This is a genomic window from Ruegeria sp. CDSA193 (genome assembly GCF_059611885.1).
The window spans coordinates 67936-90179 of record NZ_JBXWPN010000008.1 but is presented as its reverse complement, the minus strand read 5'-3'; the positions used below and the strand labels follow the sequence as shown (position 1 = coordinate 90179).

The window sequence follows — 22244 nt, the reverse complement described above, 5'->3', positions numbered from 1 at the left end:
GACCGGATTGACGCCCCTTGTCGCGCCCACTACCGATAACGCAACCGAAGGAGGTCCCCATGACCCATGCCCTTATTGTGATCGATGTTCAGAACGATTTCTGTCCCGGCGGTGCGTTGGCGGTTCCCGGCGGGGATGAGATCGTGGCTCCGATCAACGCGATGATGCCAGATTTTGACGCGGTGATCCTGACTCAAGACTGGCACCCTGCGGGGCATTCGTCCTTTGCCAGCAGCCATGCGGGCAAAAACCCCTATGACATGACCGAGATGCCTTATGGGCCTCAGGTTTTGTGGCCAGATCACTGCGTGCAGGGAACAAATGGGGCAGCATTTCATGCGAACCTGCGTACGGATGGCGATCTGATCCTGCGCAAAGGGTTCCGCAGCAAAATCGATAGCTATTCGGCGTTCTTTGAGAACGACCAGACCACGCCCACCGGGTTGGAAGGGTATCTGCGCACCCGTGAAATCGAGAGACTGACACTCGTCGGACTGGCCACGGATTTCTGCGTCTACTACTCTGCGGTTGACGCAGCGCGGCTGGGTTTCGACGTGTCAGTTCAGATGAGAGCCTGCCGGGCAATTAACCTGGATGGGTCATTGGCCTCGGCAGAGACCGCGATGAAAGATGCTGGCGTTCGGCTGATTTAAGGGGTTGCCCCCGCAGCCGCCAGATATTTGAGCAGCGCAAAGATAATCACCGCCAACCCCAAAGCAAACCCAACCCGGCCTGGTACAGTTCGGCGATTTGGTCCGGCCGATTCCGCCTGCTGTGGCCTGGGTTTCCACATTGGAACCTCTTTGGGCAACCCGGCGCGCGGCTTGGCGGCTTTTACATCGTTCATGAACTTCAGGAAATCAAACTCGCCGCAATATTCGCCTTTGACTCCCGTCGTCCGGATATTGTGAAACAAGGCTCGCAGAATGCGATCCCTGTCCGCCGTATCCTGTGGACGGTAATATCCATGGGTAATCTCGCTGCGCGTCGAATCCAGACCAAAACCGGCATCATGAAAAATTTTGCGTATTTTGGGTGACGCTGCCCGCAATGCATCGGCTGTTTTCACATTCCGAAACAGCGCACGCACTTTGCGTCCGTTTTGCGCCCCTGACGGGGTCGCCTCCGGATCGTTTTCCCCCGAAGCGATCGTTACAATATCAAAGTCGTACTCGAGAACCATTCACTAACTAAACCTCGACTATCCATCCCCCTCTTTCCACTAACCGGTGAAAAGACCCCACAATATGCTCGCATTGTGACTTGACCTTGTCATTGTCATCAATTTAGCGACTCTTGCCATTCCACGCACCTATTGATCTAACAACGGAAATCGCAGGAGTTCCCAATGGTCGATATTGCGACGCGAGTATACAATCACAAATGGAAGATTGACCCGATTGTCCGGTCTTTAATCGACACAGACTTCTACAAACTGCTGATGTGCCAGTCAGTGTTTCGAAATAAGCCCCAAACGGATGTGGTGTTTTCACTTATCAACCGGTCGAATCACATTCCATTGGCTGAATTGATTGATGAGGGAGAGCTGCGCGAACAACTGGACCACATTCGGTCACTCAGCCTGAGCCGGGGGGAAAGCACTTGGCTGCGCGGCAATACCTTCTATGGCAAACGTCAGATGTTCCGTTCGGATTTCATGGGGTGGTTCGAGAACCTGCGACTGCCGCCCTATCACCTTGAACGCAAAGGTGATCAGTACGAATTGACCTTTGAAGGCAAATGGCACGAGGTCATGCTGTGGGAAATTCCCGCATTGGCAGTCCTGATGGAGCTGCGATCCCGCTCGGTGCTGAATGCGATGCGGCGGTTCGAGCTACAAATTCTCTATGCTCGTGCGATGACCCGTGTATGGGAGAAAATCGAACATCTACGAGGGATTCAGGGGCTGGGCATCGCCGATTTCGGCACCAGACGGCGGCATTCCTTTCTATGGCAGGACTGGTGCGTCCAAGCCATGATCGAAGGTCTGGGCCCTGCATTTACCGGCACCTCGAACTGCCTGATCGCCATGCGGCGCGAGGTCGAGGCCATCGGCACCAATGCCCACGAGTTGCCCATGGTTTACTCTGCGCTGGCTGATACTGATGAGAAACTGGCGCAGGCACCCTATGACGTGCTTAGCGATTGGCACGAGGAACATGACGGCAACCTACGGATCATCCTGCCTGACACCTATGGCACCAAGGGTTTTCTGGACGACGCGCCAGATTGGTTGGCGGGATGGACTGGCATCAGAATCGACAGCGGTGATCCGGCAACCGGTGCAGAAACTGCGATCAAATGGTGGCAATCACGCGGTGAGGATCCCAAACAGAAACGCGTGATCTTTTCTGACGGTCTGGATGTCGACAAAATCCGCGAACTGCATAGTCAGTTTGCGGGCCGCACCAAAGTATCCTTCGGCTGGGGCACGCTACTGACCAATGATTTCAGAGGGCTGGTTCCCGATGACGCGCTGGCACCCTTCTCGTTGGTCTGCAAGGCGGTTTCGGCCAATGGTCGCCCGACGGTCAAACTGTCGGACAACCCGGAAAAAGCGATGGGTCCGGCGGATCAGATCGAGCGCTACAAACGTGTCTTTGGCGTTGGCGTGCAACAGCCAATCGAGGTCATCGTTTAGGCCCTAACCATGGAACGCGGCTACCGTTTTCACCTGTGAGAATCCGTACAGCGCCTCGAACCCTTTTTCGCGACCATGGCCGGATTTCCCGACACCGCCAAAGGGCAGCTCCACACCTCCGCCAGCGCCGTAATTGTTGATAAACACCTGCCCCGACCGCAACTTCTTCGCCAGCCGCATCTGCCGCGCGCCATCGCGTGTCCAAATGCTGGCAACCAGCCCGTAATCGGTGGAGTTGGCGATCTGCAGGGCCTCTACTTCAGTCTCAAAGGGGATCAGCACTTGGACTGGGCCGAAAATCTCATCCTGTGCCAAAACATGATCAGGGGGTACGTCGGCAAATAGGGTCGGTTGCACATAGGCACCAGTCTCGGGTGCGTGGCCAACAATCGGCCCCTGTCCCACGATATTCAGATCTGCGCCTTTGTCGATAAATCCGGTCACGATGTCCTTCTGACGTGCTGAAATCAGGGGCCCCAGGCGCAAATCTTCGGACGCGGGCCCAACGGTCAACTCGGAATAGGCCGAGGCCATGCGCGATTTGACCTGCTCATACACTCCGCGTTGCACCAGAACGCGGGAGGAGGCCGAACAGGTCTGCCCTGCGTTCTGAACGCCTGCATTCACCAGAAACGGCAGGGCCGCATCCAGATCTGCATCGTCGAACACCAGCTGCGGGGATTTACCCCCCAGCTCCAGCGTCACTGGCACCACGTTATGCCCAGCGGCCTGTTGCACCAACGCGCCGGTGGCAACGGAGCCGGTGAAGGACACATGCTGAATCCCCGGATGCGCCGACAGCGCCGCCCCGGCCTCGGCCCCCAACCCCGGAACCACGTTCAAAGCGCCCGCCGGCAACCCGGCCTGCTGCGCCAGATGAGCAAAGGCAAGCGCGGTCAAACAGGCCTCTTCCGCTGGTTTCAGCACACAGGCATTGCCCATCGCCAAAGCCGCCCCGACAGAGCGGCCGATGATCTGCATAGGATAATTCCACGGCACAATGTGGCCCGTCACACCATGCGGTTCACGCAGGGTATAGACGGTATAGCCATCCAGATAAGGGATCGTTTCGCCCATCACCTTATCCGCCGCGCCTCCGTAAAACTCACAATACCGCGCCAGTGCCACCGCATCGGCGCGCGCTTGTGTCAGGGGTTTGCCGACATCCATCGCCTCCAACGCAGCCAGATCATCGACACGTTCCAGCACCATCTGGCCCAATCGGGTCAGAATGCGGCCCCTCTCCAGTGCGGTTTTGCGGCCCCAGTCCCCATCCAGCGCCTTTTGCGCCGCGTTCACCGCAGCATCGATGTCATCAGCATCCCCGCGCGCGATCCGACATAGCTCGGACCCGTCCGACGGGTTGATCAGCGGCAAATCGGCCTGAGACGCAGGCCGCTGCCACGCGCCGCCAATCAGGCACAAGCTGGGATCGAACCACAGGGGATTGGTCATGTCAGGCTCCATTTCGTCTCTAACATTGAAGTTTATGCTACATCCTGACCGATATCCGGCAGGGTCGGTGCGGCGGCGATCAGGGTTTGGGTATAGGGGTGCTGCGGGTTGGAAAAGACCTGTTCGGTCTCACCCTGTTCGACAATCTGCCCCGCCTGCATCACCAAAACCCGGTCGGTAATGGTGCGCACGACGCTTAGGTCGTGGCTGATGAACAGATAAGTCAGGTCATAGGCGCCGCAGAGCTCGGCCAGCAGATCAAGGATCTGCGCCCGGACAGAAACATCAAGGGCCGAGACCGCCTCATCAAACAAGATCAGTTCGGGCCGGATGATCAGGGCACGGGCGATGGCGATACGCTGCCTCTGCCCGCCCGAGAATTCGTGAATGTACCGACCCGCGTCATCGGGGCTGAGACCTACGGCCGTCAGAATCTCGGCGATCCGATCCTGCCGCTCGGATCCGGTTGGGGGATGTTCGAGCAGGTGAAACGGCTCGGTGATCAGGCGCGTGACCCGGTGTCGGGGGTTGAAGCTGCCATAGGGGTCCTGGAACACAACCTGCATCTTACGCCGGACGGCCAGATTGGGTTTGTGCCCGGTGAATACTGGCTGCCCGTCCAGCAGAATCTGGCCGCTCTGCACCTCTTCCAGCCCCAGGATAGCCCGTGTTAGGGTCGATTTTCCGCACCCGGACTCTCCGACCAGGCCTAAGCGCTCGCCTTTGTTCAGTGTAAAGCTGACCCCAGCCACAGCCCTGTGGTGTCGCGGCGCATCAAACAAGCCCTTTCGGGGCAAACGGTAATCCCGGACCACCTGTGCAACCTCAAGCAAAGGCTGTGCCGGTTTGAGTTCCGGCAGGTCGACCTGATGGCCCGAAGCCCGGAACAGCATGCGTGTATAAGGGTGCTGCATGTTCCGCAGCAAGCGTTCAGTGGCGCCGGCCTCGACGACTTCGCCATAGCGCATGACGATGATCCGGTCGGCCATATCGGCCACAACCGCCAGATCATGGGTGATCATTAGCAATCCCATGTCATATTCGCGCACCAACCCCGTGAGCAGGTCTAAAATCTGCGCCTGCGTAGTGACGTCCAGCGCCGTCGTAGGTTCGTCCGCGATCAGCAACCTTGGGCGCAACGCGATGGCCATGGCGATCACCACGCGCTGACGCTGACCACCGGATAATTCATGTGGATAGCGGGTCAGAGGGAACCTGTCGGGTGGAAGACCGACGCGCGTCAGCACTTCTTTGGCACGGGACCGGGCCTGTGCAGTAGGCATGGCTTTGTGGATCAGGATTGTCTCCATCACCTGATCGCCGATGGTTTTGACCGGATTCAGGGCGGTCATGGGTTCCTGAAACACCATCCCGACCGAGGCGCCGCGCAGGGCACACATCTCATCCTCCGAACAGCGCAGCATGTCCTGATCGTCTAGCCGGATCGCACCTTCGGCACCGGCACCGTTTGGCAACAGTTGCATCACCGCCAGCGCGGTCATCGACTTGCCCGACCCGCTCTCCCCGGTGACGGCCACGATCTGACCCGGCGCAACAGACAGGCTGACCTGTTTGAGGATACTCATGCCGTGAATGGACACTGCGAGGTCTTCGATTTGCAGCAAACTCATGCGCGGGCCACCCGTATTCTTGGATCCAGCCAATCGCGCAGCCCGTCGCCCAGCAGGTTCAGCCCCAGAACCGTGACGATGATCGCCAGCCCCGGAATTAGAGCCAAATGCGGGGCAAAACTGACCATTGTCTGCGCATCGGCCAACATCCGGCCCCAACTGGGCGTGGGCGGTTGCGCGCCAAGGCCGACATAAGACAGGCCAGCCTCGGCCAGGATGCCAAGGCTAAACTGGATGGTGCCCTGCACGATCAGCAGGTTGGCCACATTCGGCAGGATATGTTCGACCGAGATGCGCGCCGCGCCTTTGCCCGAGACTCGGGCGGCGAGGATGAACTCCCTCTCCCACAGGGAGAGGGCCGCGCCGCGGGTGATGCGGGCGAAAACGGGGATGTTGAAGATACCGATGGCGATGATCGCGTTGATCGCGCCTGCGCCAAAGACGGCCGTTATCAGGATTGCGATGACGAGCGAGGGGAAGGCAAAGACCAGATCGTTGCCGCGCATGATCACCTCATCCAACCACGCGCCCTTGCGCGCCGCTGCGGCCAGACCAAGGGGCACGCCCAAGGCCATGCCGATCCCCACAGCCACCAAGGCCACCGCGATTGAGGTGCGCGCGCCCACCATGATCATCGAGAACATGTCCCGCCCGAAATGATCGGTGCCAAACCAGTGCTGCGCATTGGGCGGCTGCAGCTTGGTGGGAATATTCAGCGCGGCGTGCGCGTAGGGCGTCCAGACAAAGGACAGCGCCGCCGCCAATACCACCAGCGACGAGAGCACTGCACCAAGGATCAGGTTGCGGCTCATGTCCTGCTCCTTAAACGGGGATCAACTGCGGCATAGGCCAGATCGACCAGAAAATTCACCGTGATCACTGCAAAGACCAGCAGCATGACCACCGATTCCACCACGATCAAATCGCGGGCCGAGATCGCCTGAAACACCAGCCGCCCAAGACCGGGCAGGTAGAACACCTGCTCGATGATGATGGACCCGGCCAGAAGAAAGGAAAACTGCAGCCCGATGATGGTCAGCACCGGGATCAGCGCGTTGCGCACCCCGTGCCGCCACAGCGCCTGTCGGCGGGACAGGCCCTTGGCCCGTGCGGTGCGCATGAAATCCTCGCCCAGAATATCCAGCAGCGCCGAGCGCATAACCCGCGCAAGGATCGCCGCCTGTGGCAGGGCCAGCGCAATGGCGGGCAAGGTCAGCGAGTGCAGGCCGGTCCAGAACCCGTCATCCCAGCCTGCAAACCCGCCCGCGTTGAACCAGCGCAGATTGATGGCAAAGACCAGCACCAGCATCATGGCAAACCAGAAATTGGGCACGGCGATGCCAAGCTGAGTGGCCCCCATGACCGCCACATCGCCCGGCTTTCCCCGGCGTGCAGCGGCGTAGATCCCAGCCGGAAAGGCGATCAGGGTTGATAGGGTCAGCGCATAAAGCGCCAGCGGCAGCGACACCCAAAGCCGGTCCCCGATCATCTGCGACACCGGCGTGCGATAGGTGTATGAGGTGCCGAAATCCCCCACCAACATGCCGCTAACCCAGTTGAGATAACGCTGCGGTTTGGACACATCCAACCCCAGCTCGGCTCGCAGCGCGGCCAGCGTGTCCGCCTGCGCGTTGACGCCCAGCATGAACGAGGCCGGATCGCCCGGCGCGACCTCGATCACGGCGAAAATGACCACCGAGGCGATGGCCAGGCTGATCACCAGCGAAATCAGACGTTTGAGGGCATAACGAAGCATTGAGTGCAGGTTACGGGCGCGGGCCGCGCCTGCGCAACAGCTACTTGTAGGCCTGCTGCTCTTGCCGGACCAAATCCATCGCGCAGCTCGAAAGTTGCGCCGCCGGTGCGCTACCTGCCAGCGTTTCCAGATTGGTCTCGGTCCGGGCCAATGCCGCCCGACGAAGGACCATCAGGCGCGCGCGAGGGCTGTCCAGAAACTGCTCCTGCGGGATGAGCGTTTCCAGCGGGCTGTCGATGCGGATGACCTCGAAATAGCCGCCAAACAGGGCAAGGAAGGCGAAGGCGCAGTTTGGTGCCTCGGCCCCGCATTGGTCAGAACAGAGCTGCGCGATGGGGCGGGTCGACTGGGATGTCATCAACCAGTTTTCCACCGCCGGGCGCCAGCTATTGTCCACTGACAGATCGCCATATCCCAGCCCCAGGGCCAGCAATCCCGCCATGCCCAGCGCCTGATCGGAATTCATGTCAACTGGATCAGGCTGAATGTGGCGCAGCGCGGCCAGACCGTCGCCGCGCGGCTCGGGATCGACCGTCAGATAACTCAGGTAAGGTTTGAGGTCCTGCATCAGCTGCCCATCCGCCAACAGGTCGCCGCGCATTTCTGGATCGCCATAGAGCGCCACAATTCGCGTCGGGTAGTCCGTAGCTTGATGTTCTCCCAACGCATTGAGCTGTGCAATCAGCTTCGGGTCTGGTGTGGGGCGTTTGGCATCCAACAGCGCTTGGGCAAGCTCATTTCCACCTTTCGCCTCAACCAACAGCCAGGATCGGCCAAAGGCCGTCAGGTCTTTTTGACGAAACAGCTTGCGCGAACCCATTCGGCCCAGCGATTGGCGGAACGGAGATGGTCCAAGGTCGGCGGTTTCAATTCGCGCCAACAGCAGACGAGCCTGCGCGTTGCCATCAGCCGCCAGCTCCGCCAGCAGTGGCAAAGCGCGTTCATCATCGCCTTCCAGCCACAGTGTCACCGCCTGTTCAAGCGGCGTATCCCCTTTGGCGACCGGCGCAATCACGGCTAAAACCGCGATCATCAACGCAACGAGGGTTGATCTTCTCATGCGCCGATCTCCTCTCTGGAACTGGTCTTATTCCGCCCAACTGATGGCGGTCAGGTCGATGGCCGCTGTGGGTGCGTTTTCCCAAAGGCCCTGAACGCCAGCCTTGGCAACGCCAAGCTTGGCCAGCTGGAACAGATACCCGTTTACGTAATCATTTGCGATCAGACGCTGCGCTTCGCCCAACAGGCGGGTACGCTCATCAGGGTCGGTGGTGGCGTTCAACGTCTCCATCAGCGTCTGAAAGTCGATGCTGTCATACTGGAAATAATAGTCGGGCCGCGCATAGATGCCGATATCCATCGGCTCGGTATGGCTGACGATAGTCAGACCAAAATCCTTGCCCTTGAACACCGATTCCAGCCACTGCGCCCATTCGACATTGATGATTTCAGCCTCAATCCCGACCTCGGCCAGTTGCGCGGCGATGATCTCGCCTCCGCGGCGAGCGTAAGAAGGCGGCGGCAGGTGCAGAGTGGTCTTGAACCCTTCGGCATAGCCCGCATCGGCCAGCAACTGCGCGGCCTTCTTGGGGTCATACGCCGAATTGCCGGTCAGATCGACATAGGCCGGGTTGTGCGGGGCAAAATGCGTTCCGATGGGCGTGCCATAGCCGAACATCGCGCCGTCAATAATTGCCTGACGGTCGATGGCATGGGCCAGCGCCTGCCGCACCCGGATGTCGTCAAAGGGCGGCTGCTTGTTGTTGGTGGACAGAATCGTCTCACCCTCGGTCGAGCCTACAAGCACTTGAAAGCGCGGATCAGCCTCGAACTGCGGCATGTTCTCAGGCGCCGGGAAAATGTCGAACACATCCACATCCTCGGCCATCATGGCGGCAAAGGCGGCGGTCGGGTCCGAGATGAACTTGAATGTAGCAGACTCTAACGCGGGCTGATCACCCCAATAGTCGGGGTTTCGCGTCAGCGTGATGCTGTCCCCCTGCACCCAGTCCCCAAAGGCAAACGCGCCGGTGCCGACCGGGTTGGTCTTGATCGCCTCTATGCTTTCGGGGGCGACAATCACCGCATCCCCCCAGGCCATATTGAACAGGAAATTCCCGTTTGGCCCTGACAGGGTGACCTTGACGGTCAGCGGATCCACGACCTCAACGCTTTCGATCCCGGCAAACAGGGCCTTTTGTGCATTGGCGCTGTCTTCAGCGCGGGCCCGGTCGAGGCTGAATTTGACGTCCTCGGCATCCATGGTGGTGCCATCGTGGAAGGTCACACCATCGCGCAGCTTAAAGGTATAGACGGTGCCGTCGTCTGAAATCTCCCAGCTTTCCGCCAGCCCGGGCACGACCGATCCGTCGCCCATAAACCGGGTCAGACCTTCGAAGATATTGGTATAGACAACCGAATCGATGGCCTGTGCCGCAGCGCTGGTCGGGTCCAGATGCGGCGGCTCAAGCTGCATTGCGATGGTGATGTCGGATTTGGCCAGGGCTTGGGTGGCTATCAAACTGGCTCCAATCGCCAGCGCCGATGCAAAAGACCGAAACATCTGCTTTGTCATATCGTTGTCTCCCCACTGAAACTGCGTGGTCCTGCATGTCGCGGACCGGTCTGCGGACCAATGTCCCTTTAAACCTTAGGTCAATCAAGGAAATGTTCGCGCAACCGGGCTATCTTTGGCCCGGCCCAATCTGCTATGCCGCACTGCAACATGAACCGCGAGGAGCGAGCATGAGCGCCACCGCCCGCAAAAGAGCCCCGAATGCCGTGGATATTCGCGCCCGAAAAGGTGGCGAGCCACTGGTCAGTCTGACCGCATATACAACTCCGATGGCCCGACTGATGGATGATCATTGCGACTTTGTTCTGGTCGGTGACAGTGTCGGCATGGTGCTACACGGGTTGGAATCCACCCTTGGCGTGACGATGGAGATGATGATCCTGCATGGTCAGGCTGTTGCTCGCGGGCTGGACAAGGCGATGTTGGTCATCGACATGCCCTTTGCCAGTTACGAGGAAAGCCCCGCACAGGCGTTCCGCAATGCTGCCCGCCTGATGGCCGAAACCGGTGCCGGTGCCGTCAAGCTTGAGGGCGGTGTCGAAATGGCCGAGACCATCCGCTTTCTGGTCAAGCGCGGCATCCCGGTGATGGCGCATATCGGCCTGACCCCACAGTCGATCAACACGCTGGGTGGATACAAGGTGCAGGGCCGTGATGATCAGGCACAGACGGTACTGGCCGATGCCCATGCCGTGGCTGATGCAGGCGCCTTTTCCCTTGTGTTAGAGAAGGTCCCGCAGGGTCTAGCCAACCAAATCACTGCCGAGGTCGCCATCCCTACTATCGGCATTGGCGCGTCCGCCGAATGTGACGGGCAAATACTTGTGGTGGACGACATGGTCGGCTTTTTCACCGCTTTCAAACCGAAATTCGTCAAACGATATGCCGAGCTGGGGCCACTGGCCGAGGCCGCCATCGCCGAGTACGCCGCCGAAGTGCGCGCACGCGCTTTCCCCGCCGATGAACATGTCTTTGCCGATCAGGCTCGGTCACAGGGCACAGCTAAATGACCGCTCCGATCCTGCGTCGCCTCTCCGATCTGCACGCCTTGACCTCCAACTGGCGCAAGAATGGTGAGGCAATCGGCGTCGTCCCAACTATGGGCGCGTTGCATCCGGGGCATCTGTCTCTGGTTGAGGCGGCCAAAAATGGCACCGACCGAGTTATCGTGACGATTTTCGTGAACCCAAAGCAGTTTAACAACCCCGAGGATCTGGCCAATTATCCGCGCACCGAAATCGAAGATGCTCAGAAACTGGCCCCCTATGGCGTTGATGCAATTTATGTGCCGGACCCGGACGAGATCTACCCGCAAGGCTTTGCCACTACCGTATCTGTAACTGGCCTGACCAATGTGATGGAGGGCGAATTCCGCCCCGGTCATTTCGATGGCGTCGCCACTGTGGTCGCCAAACTGTTCCTGCAAACCCAGGCAGACAGAGCCTATTTTGGGGAAAAAGACTATCAACAGCTGCTTGTCGTGCACCGCATGGCGCGTGATCTGGATATCCCGATCGAGGTGATCGGCTGCCCCACGGTGCGTGAACCTTCGGGTCTGGCCATGTCCTCACGCAATCAGCGCCTCTCGCCCGAGGGAATGGAGATTGCAGCGCACAAACACCGCATCATGCTGGATCTTGCCAACGCGCTAAAGAACGGCGCCCCGTTCGACACACTGGCAGCACAGGCCAGTACCGATCTTTTGGCCGCAGGTTTTACACAAGTAGAATATATCCAACTGCGCTGTGCGGAATCTCTGAACCCGCTGACACATGCCGACCGACCCGCCCGCCTGTTTGCCGCGGCCTGGGCGGATGGAGTGCGTCTAATCGACAATATTCCCGTCTGAACACTCTGGTACGCAACCGACTGTTTGCGCTAAAGTCTCGCAAAACCAAATGCGAAGGGGGGCGCAGGCGTGACCTATATTCTTGCCATTGATCAGGGCACCACATCATCACGGGCCATTCTGTTCGACGCAGACATGCAACGGGCAGGCACCGCGCAGCATGAATTTACGCAGTATTTCCCACAAGAAGGCTGGGTCGAACACGATCCCGAGGAAATCTGGGACAGCGTCCTGCGCGTCTGCCGCGAAGTGATGCAGAGCGTTGGCGTCACCCCCGATCAGATCGCCGGTATCGGCATCACCAACCAGCGTGAAACAACCGTGGTCTGGGATAAACAGACCGGCGAGCCGATCCACAACGCAATCGTCTGGCAGGATCGACGCACTGCCGATATCTGCGCCCGCTACAAACAAGCCGGTTGCGAGGATGACGTGACCCAGCAGACCGGGCTGTTGCTGGACCCGTATTTTTCGGGAACCAAAGTCAAATGGCTACTGGATAATGTCCCCGGCGCCCGCGATCGCGCCGAGGCAGGAGAGCTACTGTTCGGTACCATCGATAGTTTCCTGATCTGGCGCCTGACCGAAGGCCGCAACCATGTGACAGACGCCACCAACGCTGCCCGCACACTGCTGTTCGACATCCACAAAGGCTGTTGGAGCACCGAGATTTGCGATCTGTTGGATGTGCCCATGTCCATGCTGCCCGAGGTACAGGATTGCGCCTCGGATTTCGGAAAAACGACTCTGATTGGGGGAAAAATCCCGATTCTGGGTGTTGCGGGCGATCAGCAGGCCGCGACCATCGGGCAGGCCTGTTTTCAGCCCGGCATGATGAAATCGACCTATGGGACAGGCTGTTTTGCGCTGTTGAATACCGGGCCACAGCCGGTCGCCTCGAAGAACCGCCTACTGACGACGATCGCCTATCAGTTGGACGGGCAAAAAACCTATGCCCTTGAGGGTTCGATCTTTGTCGCAGGCGCAGCAGTCCAATGGCTGCGCGATGCGCTGCAGATCATCGAAACCGCCCCGGAAAGTGGCGAGCTGGCGCAGCAGGCCGACCCCAACCAGCATGTTGTGCTGGTGCCCGCGTTTACCGGATTGGGCGCGCCTTATTGGAAACCAGATTGTCGGGGCGCGGTCTTTGGCCTGACCCGCAATTCCGGGCGGGCAGAATTTGCCAAGGCAACACTGGAAAGCATCGCCTATCAGACCCGAGACCTTTGGCATGCCATGCAGGGCGACTGGGGCGCAGATACCGATGTCATCTTACGCGTCGACGGCGGTGCCAGCGCATCTGATTGGGCGATGCAAGGCCTGTCGGATTACCTCGGCGCCGAGGTCGACCGACCCGTGATGCAGGAAACCACCGCACTGGGCGCGGCCTGGCTGGCGGGTATGCGCGCAGGCATCTACCCTGATCAACAGGAGTTCGCGGAAACCTGGGCGCTGGATCGCCGGTTCGAACCCAAACTCTCCACAGAGGAACGCGACGCCGCCTATGACCGCTGGCAACGCGCTGTTCAGGCGGCCATGGCGTTCTGATCGCAGCCGCATTTGGGCTCTGCTTTGTTCAAAGTTGGGTTCTTATGGGGCCACCTGTGCGAACGGTGAATTTCTACGGCAAGTCAATGCTGCGAGTAAGGCTTTTGGTCAATGTCGGGACCGCGGGACAAAACGGACATCCGACGCACAAGGCCGGATGTCCGCTTAATCCAATCAATCTCAGTTGATATCCTGAACATCCATGACCAGGTTTTCCCAGTTCCGCTGGTTTTCCATGTCGTGCTCTAGGCCCTGCTCGTCTGCGATCGTGAAGCGTTTAACGGCTGATGTTTTGCTCGTTGCCTGGTAGAGCCAATAGGCCTCGGCCTTCAGGGCCTCATCGATAGGCTTGTCGATCGACTCGTAGACCATCTGCTTGCAGGCATTGATGGACTCTGCCGGGAACTTGGAAATCCGCTGCGCCAAGGTGTTTACGTAGTCGTCGATCTCATCAGCATCCAACGCTTTATTGATCGTGCCCATTGCCTCGGCTTCATCGGCGTCAAAGTCTCGGGCACTCAGGATGATTTCCAGCGCGCGGCCCAGACCGGTCTGACGGGCCATGCGGGACGCACCGCCGCCGCAGGGCAGGATACCCATGCCGACTTCCATCTGCATGAACTTGAATTTGCCACGCGCCGCAAAGCGCATGTCCAGCGCCAGGGCCAACTCGTGGCCACCACCGCGTGCGAAGCCTTCCAGCTTCGCGATCGTGGCCTGAGGCACCTTGCTGATGCGTTCGCAGACCGCTTGCAAATCGAGCAGCTGGGCTTCATCGCGGGAGACAGCTTCGGTCGACATGTCCTTGAGCAGCTCGGTGTCGTAGTGGCAGACCCAAACCTCGGGGTTCGCGGATTGGAAGATGACCACCTTGGTATCGCGGTCCCGCTCCAGCCGCATGGCAAGGCTGTTGAGGTCGGCCAGCATTTCCTGGCCTTGCACATTCACTGTTCCAAAATCGAATGCCACCGTTGCGATGGCGTCTTGGACCTTCACGTCAAAGGTTTGAAAATTCTCGTATTTCATCAGTCAGTCCTTTCTTGGGTCCGGACAACGCATGTCGCCGGAGGGTTGCAGCTTCAGGTGGTGTAAAAGACGCCCGACGTCAGACGGGCGTCAGTGGGATCAGCTGAGAGATTTCAAAGCATCTTCGATGCCTTGCATCACCTGCGCCGAATGAGTTGCGTCCAGTGCAGCCGCATGTGGCTGCGCGAACTGGCCGCTGTCATTGTCAAAATACTTGCCCGAAACATCCGCGAACGACGACCCGAGCGCCGCTTCACGCAGGATGTTCGCGCCGATGGACAGATCGTTGCCCGCGATGCCGTAGCCTTCCTTGACCATCTTCGAAGCCAACAACGATCCGGGATTGACGGCGACGACGACGGGTCCGTCGGTCAACTCCTTCGCCAATTCGCGGGTCCAGATCGTGATGCCGAGCTTGCTTTGCGCGTAGGCGTCATTGTGGCCAAGCTGTTTTTCCCCGCGCATGGCAGCCAAATCAATCGGCGCTTGCGCGGCAGAGGATAGATTCACGATCCGCCCGTCTTTCGGAATGATCGGCAGAAGCGCGCGGGTCAGCGCATAGGGCGCCAAGGTGTTGACCATGAACCGCACATCATGGCCGGCCTCGGTCTGGGTCTCCGCGACTTTCAGCACGCCCGCGTTATTGATCAGCACATCAAGGCGGTCGTGTTTCTCGCGCACCTCTGCCGCGAAGGTTTGGATATCGGCCATACGCGACAGGTCAGCGGCATAGGTTTCGACGTCGCCGCCGACCTCGTTGACGGCGGCTTCCAGTTTGGCTGCACCGCGTCCATGAAGCAGAATTTTGTGCCCCTCTTTTGCGAGGGTCTGCGCCGTCAAAAGACCGATGCCGTCTGTTGATCCGGTGATAAGAATTGTCTTGGTCATGATTGTCTCTCTCCGTTTGCTCGTGTTTCGTGGGTCCGATGATGGGATCAGGCAAAACGCACTAGGGTGCGGCTCTCAATGCTTTTGCGGATGGTCATGACGTTTGGGTCTTCGACCATGTCCAACGCGGAGTGCCCGATGGAGGGCCGTCCCTGATTGTCGAAGATGTTGAAGTAGGCGACCTCATCCGGGGTCATCTTCGACATGTAGATCCACTGATGATTCGGGTTTGCCGCCAACCCCATGATCTGTCCTTTGCGGTCGGGATAGATCAGATCAAGCAGGATCCAGTCTTCCGGGGCGACGCTCGACGGCAGGATAAACCCGAGCGGGGCTGAGTTGATCGCCGCCTCGATCGGTCGCCAGATGTTAATGAAGGCGTAGTGCCCCGCGCTCCATTTTGCCGCTGTATCAGCACCAAGAATGTCGATCAGTCGCTGTTCTGCGCCGTCAGGGCTGTAGTCGCTGTGGACGTTTCGCGCGGGCTTGCGCGCGGCGTCAGGGTCATCCACCCGGATCGTGTGATCAAAGATGATCACCTCCTGCGCGTCCAGCTTGGTCGTCAGAAGCGACGTCAGCTCTGCGTCGTACTCCGCTTGCCAGGCATCATCGTCTTGCGCGAACGAGACCGCTGTTGGGACGAAAGAAAACGCGACAGCGTCATCCTCGAATGATGGGTCTGTGGCTGACCTGCGCGCGTCGCGCACTTTCACTTCGGTTGGGGTGAGTTCTGGCGCGATCAGATTGCCAACGATGCCACCGGCATCAAGCTCGAACGCCTGACGCTCCGGTTTGTGGACGTGATAATTCACTGTCGCTGTCTGAGTCATTCCGCTCTCCGCTCTGTCTTGAGCTTTGACCTATACCGCTGCGCAGATATATAAACGGTAGATAATCGAATTCAGTTTTCTGGAAAAATATACAATATGGATACGCAAAGCCTCCGCCTCTTCGTCCTTGCTACTGAAACGCTGAACATCAGCGCGGCGGGCCGAACGCTAGGGATGGCACCGGCGGTAGCCAGCGCGCGGCTCGCAAAGCTTGAAAAACTGCTGGGCGCCGAATTGTTGCATCGATCCACGCGGAAAGTCTCGGTGTCCCTAGAGGGGCAGGACTTCTTGCCGTACGCCCGAGAGATGATCGAACAGGAAGAAGCGGCCCTCGCCGCATTCGGCAAAGGCAAGGCCGAGGTGAGCGGGACATTGCGCTTTGCCGCTCCAAGCACCTTTGCCCAGCTCTATATCGCGCCCCTGTTGCCCGCTTTTATGGATGCCTATCCAGACCTGACGCTCGATTTGCATTTATCAGATACCCAGTTCAACCTGATTGAGGGCAGCTATGATCTGGCCCTCCGCAATTCTATTCTGGAGGACAGCAGTCTGACGGCGCGCAAACTGGCAAACGACACACGTATTCTTTGTGCAGCACCAGACTATCTGGAAACACATGGGGTGCCCGGCACACCGGATGACCTCGCGGCGCATCGTCTGGTCGCCTTCAAGGATCTGGAGCCGCGCGCCTTGGTGTCAGATGACGGAGCCAAAGCAACATTCGACCTCCACAAAGCCTCCCACAGGCTGATCGTGAACGACGGGCTGACACAAGTGCGTGTCACGCTCAAGGGTGCCGGCATTTCGATTAACTCCCTCTGGGCGGTCTACAGCGAGCTGAATGATGGGTCCCTTGTGCAGGTGCTGCCTGGGTACACACTGGCGGACAATCCGGCGCTTTGGCTGATCTACCCCAAAAGCAACGTAGTCTCCGCAAAGGTCCGCGTCTTCATGGACTATCTGATCCAACAGATCGGACGGTCAGCGGCTTGGGCCGGGTCCTAGGCGCCACACCTCTATTATGTAGAGAAAACGAATTCTGTTATCAAAAATATGTCCATTCATACGCAATCTAAGGGTAATATCTGATGTCTCGGAAGCAACAGGCTTGACCATCAGAAAGTTGAGACAGGACATGACACAATCTGCATTAGAGCGCGCACGCGCCGTGGAACGCCCCACACGCGAAGCAATGCTGCAACGCGCCCCGCAAGTCGCGCAATTCTGGAATGACAACCAGGAGCTGTTCAAACACGCATGGAAGGAATGGGAGCAGGCCAATCAAACCGCCTTGGATGCATCTGTTCATGACGACCGTCTCCGCGCAGCGGTCGAGGGGGCCTGGAAAGACCCGGCAACCGAAGGCGAAGTGAAAAAACTATGGGAAGAGGTCTTCCCCGGTGTCTACAAAACCCAGTTCTTTGACCCCGAACGGCTGTTCGTTTTGCGCAGCTATCTGGACAGCGTCGCCGATGCAGGCATTCCGCTGCGCCCACCCTATGGCATTTCCCTCAACCGGGGCGGTGCAATGCTTGACCCGCGCTCGGAAGGGCATCTTGGGGCCTCAGCCTTCCAGACGTTCTACCGCGACCTCATGAACACCTATATGCGGCCCATCTCACGGCTCTTGTTCCCGGATGTGATGGGATACGACACGCAGACCTTCGGGTTTTCCATCCAGTGGCAAGCAGATAACGACACGTCGCTCCGGCCTCACTCAGACGCATCATCGGTCACGCTGAATATCAATCTAAATCTACCGGACGAGGCCTTTTCTGGCTCCGCTGTCAGCTTCATTGATCCCGCGTCGCGACGGGTCGAAAAACTGCACTTTGAGCCCGGCACGGCCTTGATCCACCACGGCAGCGTCCCCCATGCGTCTGAACCGATCACCGAAGGTCAACGCTCCAATTTCGTGCTGTGGCTCTACGGTCAAAACGGCCAGATCCCGCATCCTGGTGCGTTCGCGCCCACAATCGATCCGCGCGCGCGCTGGACGGTCCCGACCGATCCATCGGACGGGTTTGCGCCCTTCTGATCCGCGGACCTCGACAGGTTGGTTGGGTGATAGACGTCGCCCAGCCAACATAGCGGCGGCTCGTTGGCCGCTTTTTCAGATAATCTCGAAGCAGCCATTGGTGCAGGTTGCAGCATTCGTTGTTTTGGGCTCAAACCTGACATCTGCCGCATCTGTAGCCCCGGTAGCCTGATTGAGAACGCGAGGATCAAATCTATCTGACAACCGATAATCGAGCGCCTTTAGCTGTGATCTTTCAGTAAGCGTTGCTTTTGCCGTGACCAGTCGCGCTTGGCCTGGGTTTCGCGCTTGTCGTGGTTTTTCTTACCCTTGGCGATGCCGATCTTAATCTTGGCCAGGCCCTTATGGTTGAAATACAGCACCAGCGGCACAAGGGTCATGCCCTTGCGCTGGGTCGCGTTCCACAGATTTGACAGTTCCTTGCGCGACACCAACAGCTTACGGCGGCGGCGTTCCTCGTGCTTGAACACCTTGGCTTGTTCGTAGGGGGCGACATAGCTGTTGACCAGCCACAGCTCTCCGTCGTCAACCGTGGCATAGCTTTCGGCGATGTTAGAACCGCCTGCCCGCAGGGATTTGACCTCGGACCCGTGCAGCATGATGCCGCACTCGATATCCTCTTCGATCGCGTAATCGAAGCGGGCACGCCGGTTTTCGGCGATGACTTTGTAATTCGGGTCTGTCTTCTGCTTGGCCATGACGGGTTGATTTAGGCCCCTTGGGCGGGCCTTGCAAGCCCAGAGCGCTTTGCGTTCGAATTGAATCGAATTGCGCTGCCTCTCCCTTTGATCGAACGCGCAGCTCGATAGCCTTCTATCAGGAAACGCAAAGCGCCGAGGTGCATCAGGATTTGGCCGAGATAATCAGATCGGGGCCGAAAATCGTGTCGGCGTGGTTGTGCAGGTAGATCTTCAGCCAGGGTGTAAACCGGTCGGGATGGCGCTGCACTTCGGCCAGCAGATCGTGGTAGTCGATCCAGCGGATATCCATCACTTCCTCGGGGTTCGGCTCGATCTTCAATGGCCCGCGGACATGAGCGAGGAAAACATCCACCACCTCATGCTCGATCAGGGAATTGCCGACATCGGCATGATATTCCAGCCGGTGACGATATTCGGGATACAGCCCAGTGATCCCCAGTTCCTCATGCAGGCGACGCACTGCACAGACCGAGGGCATCTCACCCCAGTCAGGATGGGTGCAGCAGGTATTCGCCCAAAGACCCGGCGTGTGGTATTTGCCCATCGCCCGGCGCTGCAGCAAAATCTCGGTGCCGCGCACAACAAAGACCGACACCGCTTTGTGCCGCAGACCCTTTTCATGGGCTTCAAGCTTTTCAACGGGGGTCAATTCACCATCAACCCAGGCCGGGATCATGATTCCCATTTGTCGTCTCCTGCTGCCGATCCGCCTGTGCGACCGGGAATTCCGGAATAGCTTTGGCCTGATAGGCTTGGCTGTGGTGCAAAGCGGGCAATGCACCACGCGATTCCAAACTGGCGTCTATTGATCCGGTTATCAACCGCACGAAAGGCCGCAGGGGCTGCGGCCTTTTCTGGTCTTACCGATTGCGTGGTTTCCCAGGTTATTCGCCCGAAACACTGACGATATAGGCGTAAACGTCCTCAGCGCCCTTTTTCAGCTTGAAGGTCATTTTGGACTTGGCCGAGGTCTGATCCAGATAGGATTGCAGGAAGGCTTTGGGGTCCTGGGCATATTCGACAAAGGTTGCCTCGTCCCAGACCAAGCCGTTTTCACCGGCTTCGACAATGCTGTCACCGTATTTAAACCCTTCGACCGTCCCAGCAGTACGGCCTGCAACCCCATAGAGGTTCGGGCCGGTTTTTCCGCCCTTTACGATCACCTCGCCATCGGGATCAGCAATCAGATGGCAGGATTTGCATTTGTTGAAGGCTTTCTTGCCAGCTTCGGTGTCACCTTCAGCATAGACTGGAAGGGCCAGTAGGCCGGCAATTGCGGTCGCGAGGATACGATTCATAACTTTTGCTCCGATACGAATTGGCTGCACAGAAAGGACCTCTGGCGCAGCAGAGAGTCAACGCGCAGATTGCCGCGCGATGGCACTGTGTCACAGCCGGGATCGGGTCGTCCTTAACTTAAGTCATGTACGTCTGCCCAACAGGGCAGAAGATCGCCTGCACTGGGTGACGCCAGATAAATCGCACGGGCGATCGCCCGCGACAGGCAAACCGAGGCTGCATGCGCGATCATAGGCAGCACGCTTGGGTCAACAGCTTGACCGGAGGTGCTGATGCCGAAAACCAGATCACCATCTTGTGAAGTATGCGCAGGCACAATCGCGCGAGCGATGCCATCATGAGCTGTCACCGCCAGGCGGTGGCACTGTGTCTTGGTTAACGCTGCATCAGTTGCGACAATTGCAATGGCCGTGTTGGCCCGGTCCGGGTCAACCTGCCCCATAGCTAGAGCTTTGCGGCTTTGCTGAATCTGTGCTTGACCCGATGAGAGGTCTGGCCCCAGGCCGCCAAATTCGTTGTCGATCTCGAATGGCGCCGCCCAAAAGTGGCGATCCCCAGGTGTCGTGACGCTGCCGACCGGATTGGCTGCCACAAGCGCGCCTACAGTGATGCCGTCGTCCAGAACCAACGATGCAGAACCCAGGCCACCTTTTTGCATAGCCGCCAATGCGCCGGTTCCTGCCCCGACTGAACCGAGCGCAAAACGTTCTGCGGCAGCGTGGTAGGCTGCCTTTCCGAGAGCGCGGTATGGATTCTCGGACCAAGTTTTATCGCCGCCATTGAGTAAATCGAACAGAATTGCTCCCGGCACGATGGGCACAATCGCATTCCCGACAGCAAAGCCGCGCCCGTCGGCCCGCAAACCATCCGTAACCCCTGAGCAGGCGTCCAACCCGAAAGCCGAGCCACCAGACAGCACGATCGCATCGATTTGATCAACGGTTTTGTCCGGTGCCAACAAGTCAGTTTCACGCGTGCCCGGCGCGCCCCCCATTACATGGACAGAAGCAACAAAGGGTTTGTCCGCTGTCAGAACAGTTGTGCCCGATTTCAACGCCTCGTCCTGCGCGTTGCCGACCTTCAGCCCTGGGACATCGGTGATCAGGTTTTTGGATCCGGGAGTCATCGAAACCTCTGACGTTGGGCAGGGAAGCGCGCCTCGGCGCGCTGCCTCTGGCGGAGATATTTTGAGCCAAATGAAGTCCGGATCAAATGCATCGGCCCCCGTCCACTTCGAGCGTGGTGCCCGTAATCATACTGGCTTCATCCGAGCACAGAAAGCAGGCGGCGTTGGCCATGTCTTCGGGAGTCGAGAAGCGACCCAATGGGATGGTCGACAGGAATTTGGCGCGATTCTCGGGGGTGTCTTCGCCCATGAAGGATTTCAGCAATGGGGTTTCGCCCGCAACTGGGCAGATCGCGTTGACACGCACGCCGGACGGGGCGAGTTCCACCGCCATGGTTTTGGTTGCGGTGATCATCCAACCCTTGGACGCGTTATACCAGTTCAGGTTGGGGCGCGGGGACAGCCCGGCGGTTGAGGCGACGTTCAGGATCGCCCCGGTTCCGCGTGCCTTCATCATCGGCACAAAGGCGCGGGCGGTCAGATAGACGGATTTCATGTTCACGTTGAAGACACGGTCGAAATCCTCTTCGGAGACGTCCTCCAGCGGGGTCGGCAGATGGGTCACTCCGGCATTGTTGACCAGGATGTCGAGCCCGCCGAAGGCGTCGCGGGCGGTGTCCGCCATTTCCTGAACCGATGCCGTGCTGGCCACATCAACCTGCTGCGCGATGGCCTGCGCGCCCAGCGTTTCTGCCATTTCGCGGGCCGCAGCGCCGTTGATATCCGCGATCATCACGCGTGCGCCCTCTGCAATGAACTTCAGCGCGATACCGGCCCCGAACCCGGACGCGCCGCCTGTTACGATTGCGGTTTTTCCCTCCAACCTCATGGCTTTGCCTCCTTGTCGCCTGTCAGGGCAGAGTAGCAAGGCGCAAAGAAGT

Annotated in this window: 22 protein-coding genes; 7 read left to right on the top strand and 15 right to left on the bottom strand. The window is 58.8% G+C overall.

The window, feature by feature from the left end:
- Positions 1-59 precede the first annotated feature (59 nt).
- Complete coding sequence (gene pncA / locus AC2FLG_RS15800) at positions 60-653, top strand: bifunctional nicotinamidase/pyrazinamidase (protein ID WP_496706988.1); 594 nt, start codon at positions 60-62, stop codon at positions 651-653.
- Here pncA and AC2FLG_RS15795 read toward each other — a convergent pair.
- A complete protein-coding gene (locus AC2FLG_RS15795) occupies positions 650-1183 on the bottom strand; it encodes a hypothetical protein (RefSeq protein WP_281973310.1) in 534 nt (177 codons plus the stop codon). The two genes, pncA and AC2FLG_RS15795, sit on opposite strands and share 4 nt — an antisense overlap.
- Positions 1184-1348: 165 nt before the next feature.
- Here AC2FLG_RS15795 and pncB point away from each other — a divergent pair, with 165 nt between their 5' ends.
- Positions 1349-2641: a nicotinate phosphoribosyltransferase gene (gene pncB / locus AC2FLG_RS15790; RefSeq protein WP_282022090.1), complete on the top strand. Its 1293-nt coding sequence runs from the start codon at positions 1349-1351 to the stop codon at positions 2639-2641.
- 3 nt (positions 2642-2644) lie between these two features.
- Here the strand turns inward: pncB and AC2FLG_RS15785 are convergent, their stop codons facing one another.
- Genes AC2FLG_RS15785 through AC2FLG_RS15760 form a run of 6 tightly spaced genes read right to left on the bottom strand, consistent with a single transcriptional unit; the run spans position 2645 to position 10058 of the window.
- On the bottom strand, positions 2645-4096 hold the full coding sequence (locus AC2FLG_RS15785) for an aldehyde dehydrogenase family protein (RefSeq protein WP_496706986.1): 1452 nt from the start codon (positions 4094-4096) through the stop codon (positions 2645-2647).
- A 32-nt stretch (positions 4097-4128) separates the two neighbouring features.
- Positions 4129-5727 carry an ABC transporter ATP-binding protein gene (locus AC2FLG_RS15780; RefSeq protein WP_496706985.1) on the bottom strand — a complete coding sequence of 533 codons (1599 nt, stop codon included), beginning with the start codon at positions 5725-5727 and terminating at the stop codon, positions 4129-4131.
- Positions 5724-6539 (bottom strand): ABC transporter permease, encoded by an 816-nt coding sequence (locus AC2FLG_RS15775; protein WP_496706984.1) that lies wholly within the window; start codon positions 6537-6539, stop codon positions 5724-5726. Before AC2FLG_RS15775 ends, AC2FLG_RS15780 begins: the two co-directional genes overlap by 4 nt.
- Complete coding sequence (locus AC2FLG_RS15770) at positions 6536-7483, bottom strand: ABC transporter permease (RefSeq protein ID WP_496706982.1); 948 nt, start codon at positions 7481-7483, stop codon at positions 6536-6538. Before AC2FLG_RS15770 ends, AC2FLG_RS15775 begins: the two co-directional genes overlap by 4 nt.
- 40 nt (positions 7484-7523) lie before the next feature.
- Positions 7524-8543 carry a hypothetical protein gene (locus AC2FLG_RS15765; RefSeq protein ID WP_496706980.1) on the bottom strand — a complete coding sequence of 340 codons (1020 nt, stop codon included), beginning with the start codon at positions 8541-8543 and terminating at the stop codon, positions 7524-7526.
- Between the two features lie 27 nt (positions 8544-8570).
- Positions 8571-10058 (bottom strand): ABC transporter substrate-binding protein, encoded by a 1488-nt coding sequence (locus AC2FLG_RS15760; protein ID WP_142638604.1) that lies wholly within the window; start codon positions 10056-10058, stop codon positions 8571-8573.
- A gap of 170 nt (positions 10059-10228) precedes the next feature.
- Here AC2FLG_RS15760 and panB point away from each other — a divergent pair, with 170 nt between their 5' ends.
- The 3 genes from panB (at position 10229) to glpK (ending at position 13455) form a co-directional block, all read left to right on the top strand.
- A complete protein-coding gene (gene panB, locus AC2FLG_RS15755) occupies positions 10229-11068 on the top strand; it encodes a 3-methyl-2-oxobutanoate hydroxymethyltransferase (protein WP_496706977.1) in 840 nt (279 codons plus the stop codon).
- Positions 11065-11907, top strand: a complete 843-nt coding sequence (gene panC, locus AC2FLG_RS15750; RefSeq protein ID WP_496706975.1) for a pantoate--beta-alanine ligase — start codon at positions 11065-11067, stop codon at positions 11905-11907. The genes panB and panC overlap by 4 nt, the downstream gene beginning before the upstream one ends.
- 69 nt (positions 11908-11976) lie before the next feature.
- A complete protein-coding gene (gene glpK / locus AC2FLG_RS15745; protein ID WP_496706973.1) occupies positions 11977-13455 on the top strand; it encodes a glycerol kinase GlpK in 1479 nt (492 codons plus the stop codon).
- A 180-nt stretch (positions 13456-13635) separates the two neighbouring features.
- Here the strand turns inward: glpK and AC2FLG_RS15740 are convergent, their stop codons facing one another.
- The 3 genes from AC2FLG_RS15740 to AC2FLG_RS15730 form a co-directional block, all read right to left on the bottom strand.
- The gene (locus tag AC2FLG_RS15740; protein ID WP_142640334.1) at positions 13636-14481 is read right to left on the bottom strand and encodes an enoyl-CoA hydratase/isomerase family protein; all 846 of its coding nucleotides are present in this window, start codon (positions 14479-14481) and stop codon (positions 13636-13638) included.
- Between the two features lie 99 nt (positions 14482-14580).
- Positions 14581-15369, bottom strand: a complete 789-nt coding sequence (locus AC2FLG_RS15735) for an SDR family NAD(P)-dependent oxidoreductase (protein ID WP_142640333.1) — start codon at positions 15367-15369, stop codon at positions 14581-14583.
- 47 nt (positions 15370-15416) lie between these two features.
- The gene (locus AC2FLG_RS15730; RefSeq protein ID WP_496692789.1) at positions 15417-16199 is read right to left on the bottom strand and encodes a CmcJ/NvfI family oxidoreductase; all 783 of its coding nucleotides are present in this window, start codon (positions 16197-16199) and stop codon (positions 15417-15419) included.
- 96 nt (positions 16200-16295) lie between these two features.
- Here AC2FLG_RS15730 and AC2FLG_RS15725 point away from each other — a divergent pair, with 96 nt between their 5' ends.
- Together AC2FLG_RS15725 and AC2FLG_RS15720 are read left to right on the top strand one after the other, a co-directional pair.
- Positions 16296-17204 carry a LysR family transcriptional regulator gene (locus tag AC2FLG_RS15725; RefSeq protein ID WP_496706972.1) on the top strand — a complete coding sequence of 303 codons (909 nt, stop codon included), beginning with the start codon at positions 16296-16298 and terminating at the stop codon, positions 17202-17204.
- A gap of 130 nt (positions 17205-17334) precedes the next feature.
- Entirely contained in the window at positions 17335-18237 is a 903-nt protein-coding gene (locus AC2FLG_RS15720; protein ID WP_496706971.1) for a 2OG-Fe(II) oxygenase family protein, read from the top strand.
- 221 nt (positions 18238-18458) lie between these two features.
- Here AC2FLG_RS15720 and smpB read toward each other — a convergent pair whose 3' ends face one another.
- From smpB to AC2FLG_RS15695, 5 genes are all read right to left on the bottom strand, one after another.
- Positions 18459-18935, bottom strand: coding sequence for an SsrA-binding protein SmpB (smpB, locus tag AC2FLG_RS15715; RefSeq protein WP_142638585.1), 477 nt, complete (start codon positions 18933-18935; stop codon positions 18459-18461).
- 145 nt (positions 18936-19080) lie between these two features.
- A complete protein-coding gene (gene idi, locus AC2FLG_RS15710) occupies positions 19081-19623 on the bottom strand; it encodes an isopentenyl-diphosphate Delta-isomerase (protein ID WP_142638583.1) in 543 nt (180 codons plus the stop codon).
- Between the two features lie 199 nt (positions 19624-19822).
- Positions 19823-20236 (bottom strand): c-type cytochrome, encoded by a 414-nt coding sequence (locus AC2FLG_RS15705; RefSeq protein ID WP_142638581.1) that lies wholly within the window; start codon positions 20234-20236, stop codon positions 19823-19825.
- A gap of 113 nt (positions 20237-20349) precedes the next feature.
- A complete protein-coding gene (locus AC2FLG_RS15700) occupies positions 20350-21363 on the bottom strand; it encodes a P1 family peptidase (protein ID WP_496692793.1) in 1014 nt (337 codons plus the stop codon).
- Between the two features lie 82 nt (positions 21364-21445).
- Complete coding sequence (locus tag AC2FLG_RS15695; protein WP_496706968.1) at positions 21446-22192, bottom strand: SDR family oxidoreductase; 747 nt, start codon at positions 22190-22192, stop codon at positions 21446-21448.
- Positions 22193-22244 lie beyond the last annotated feature (52 nt).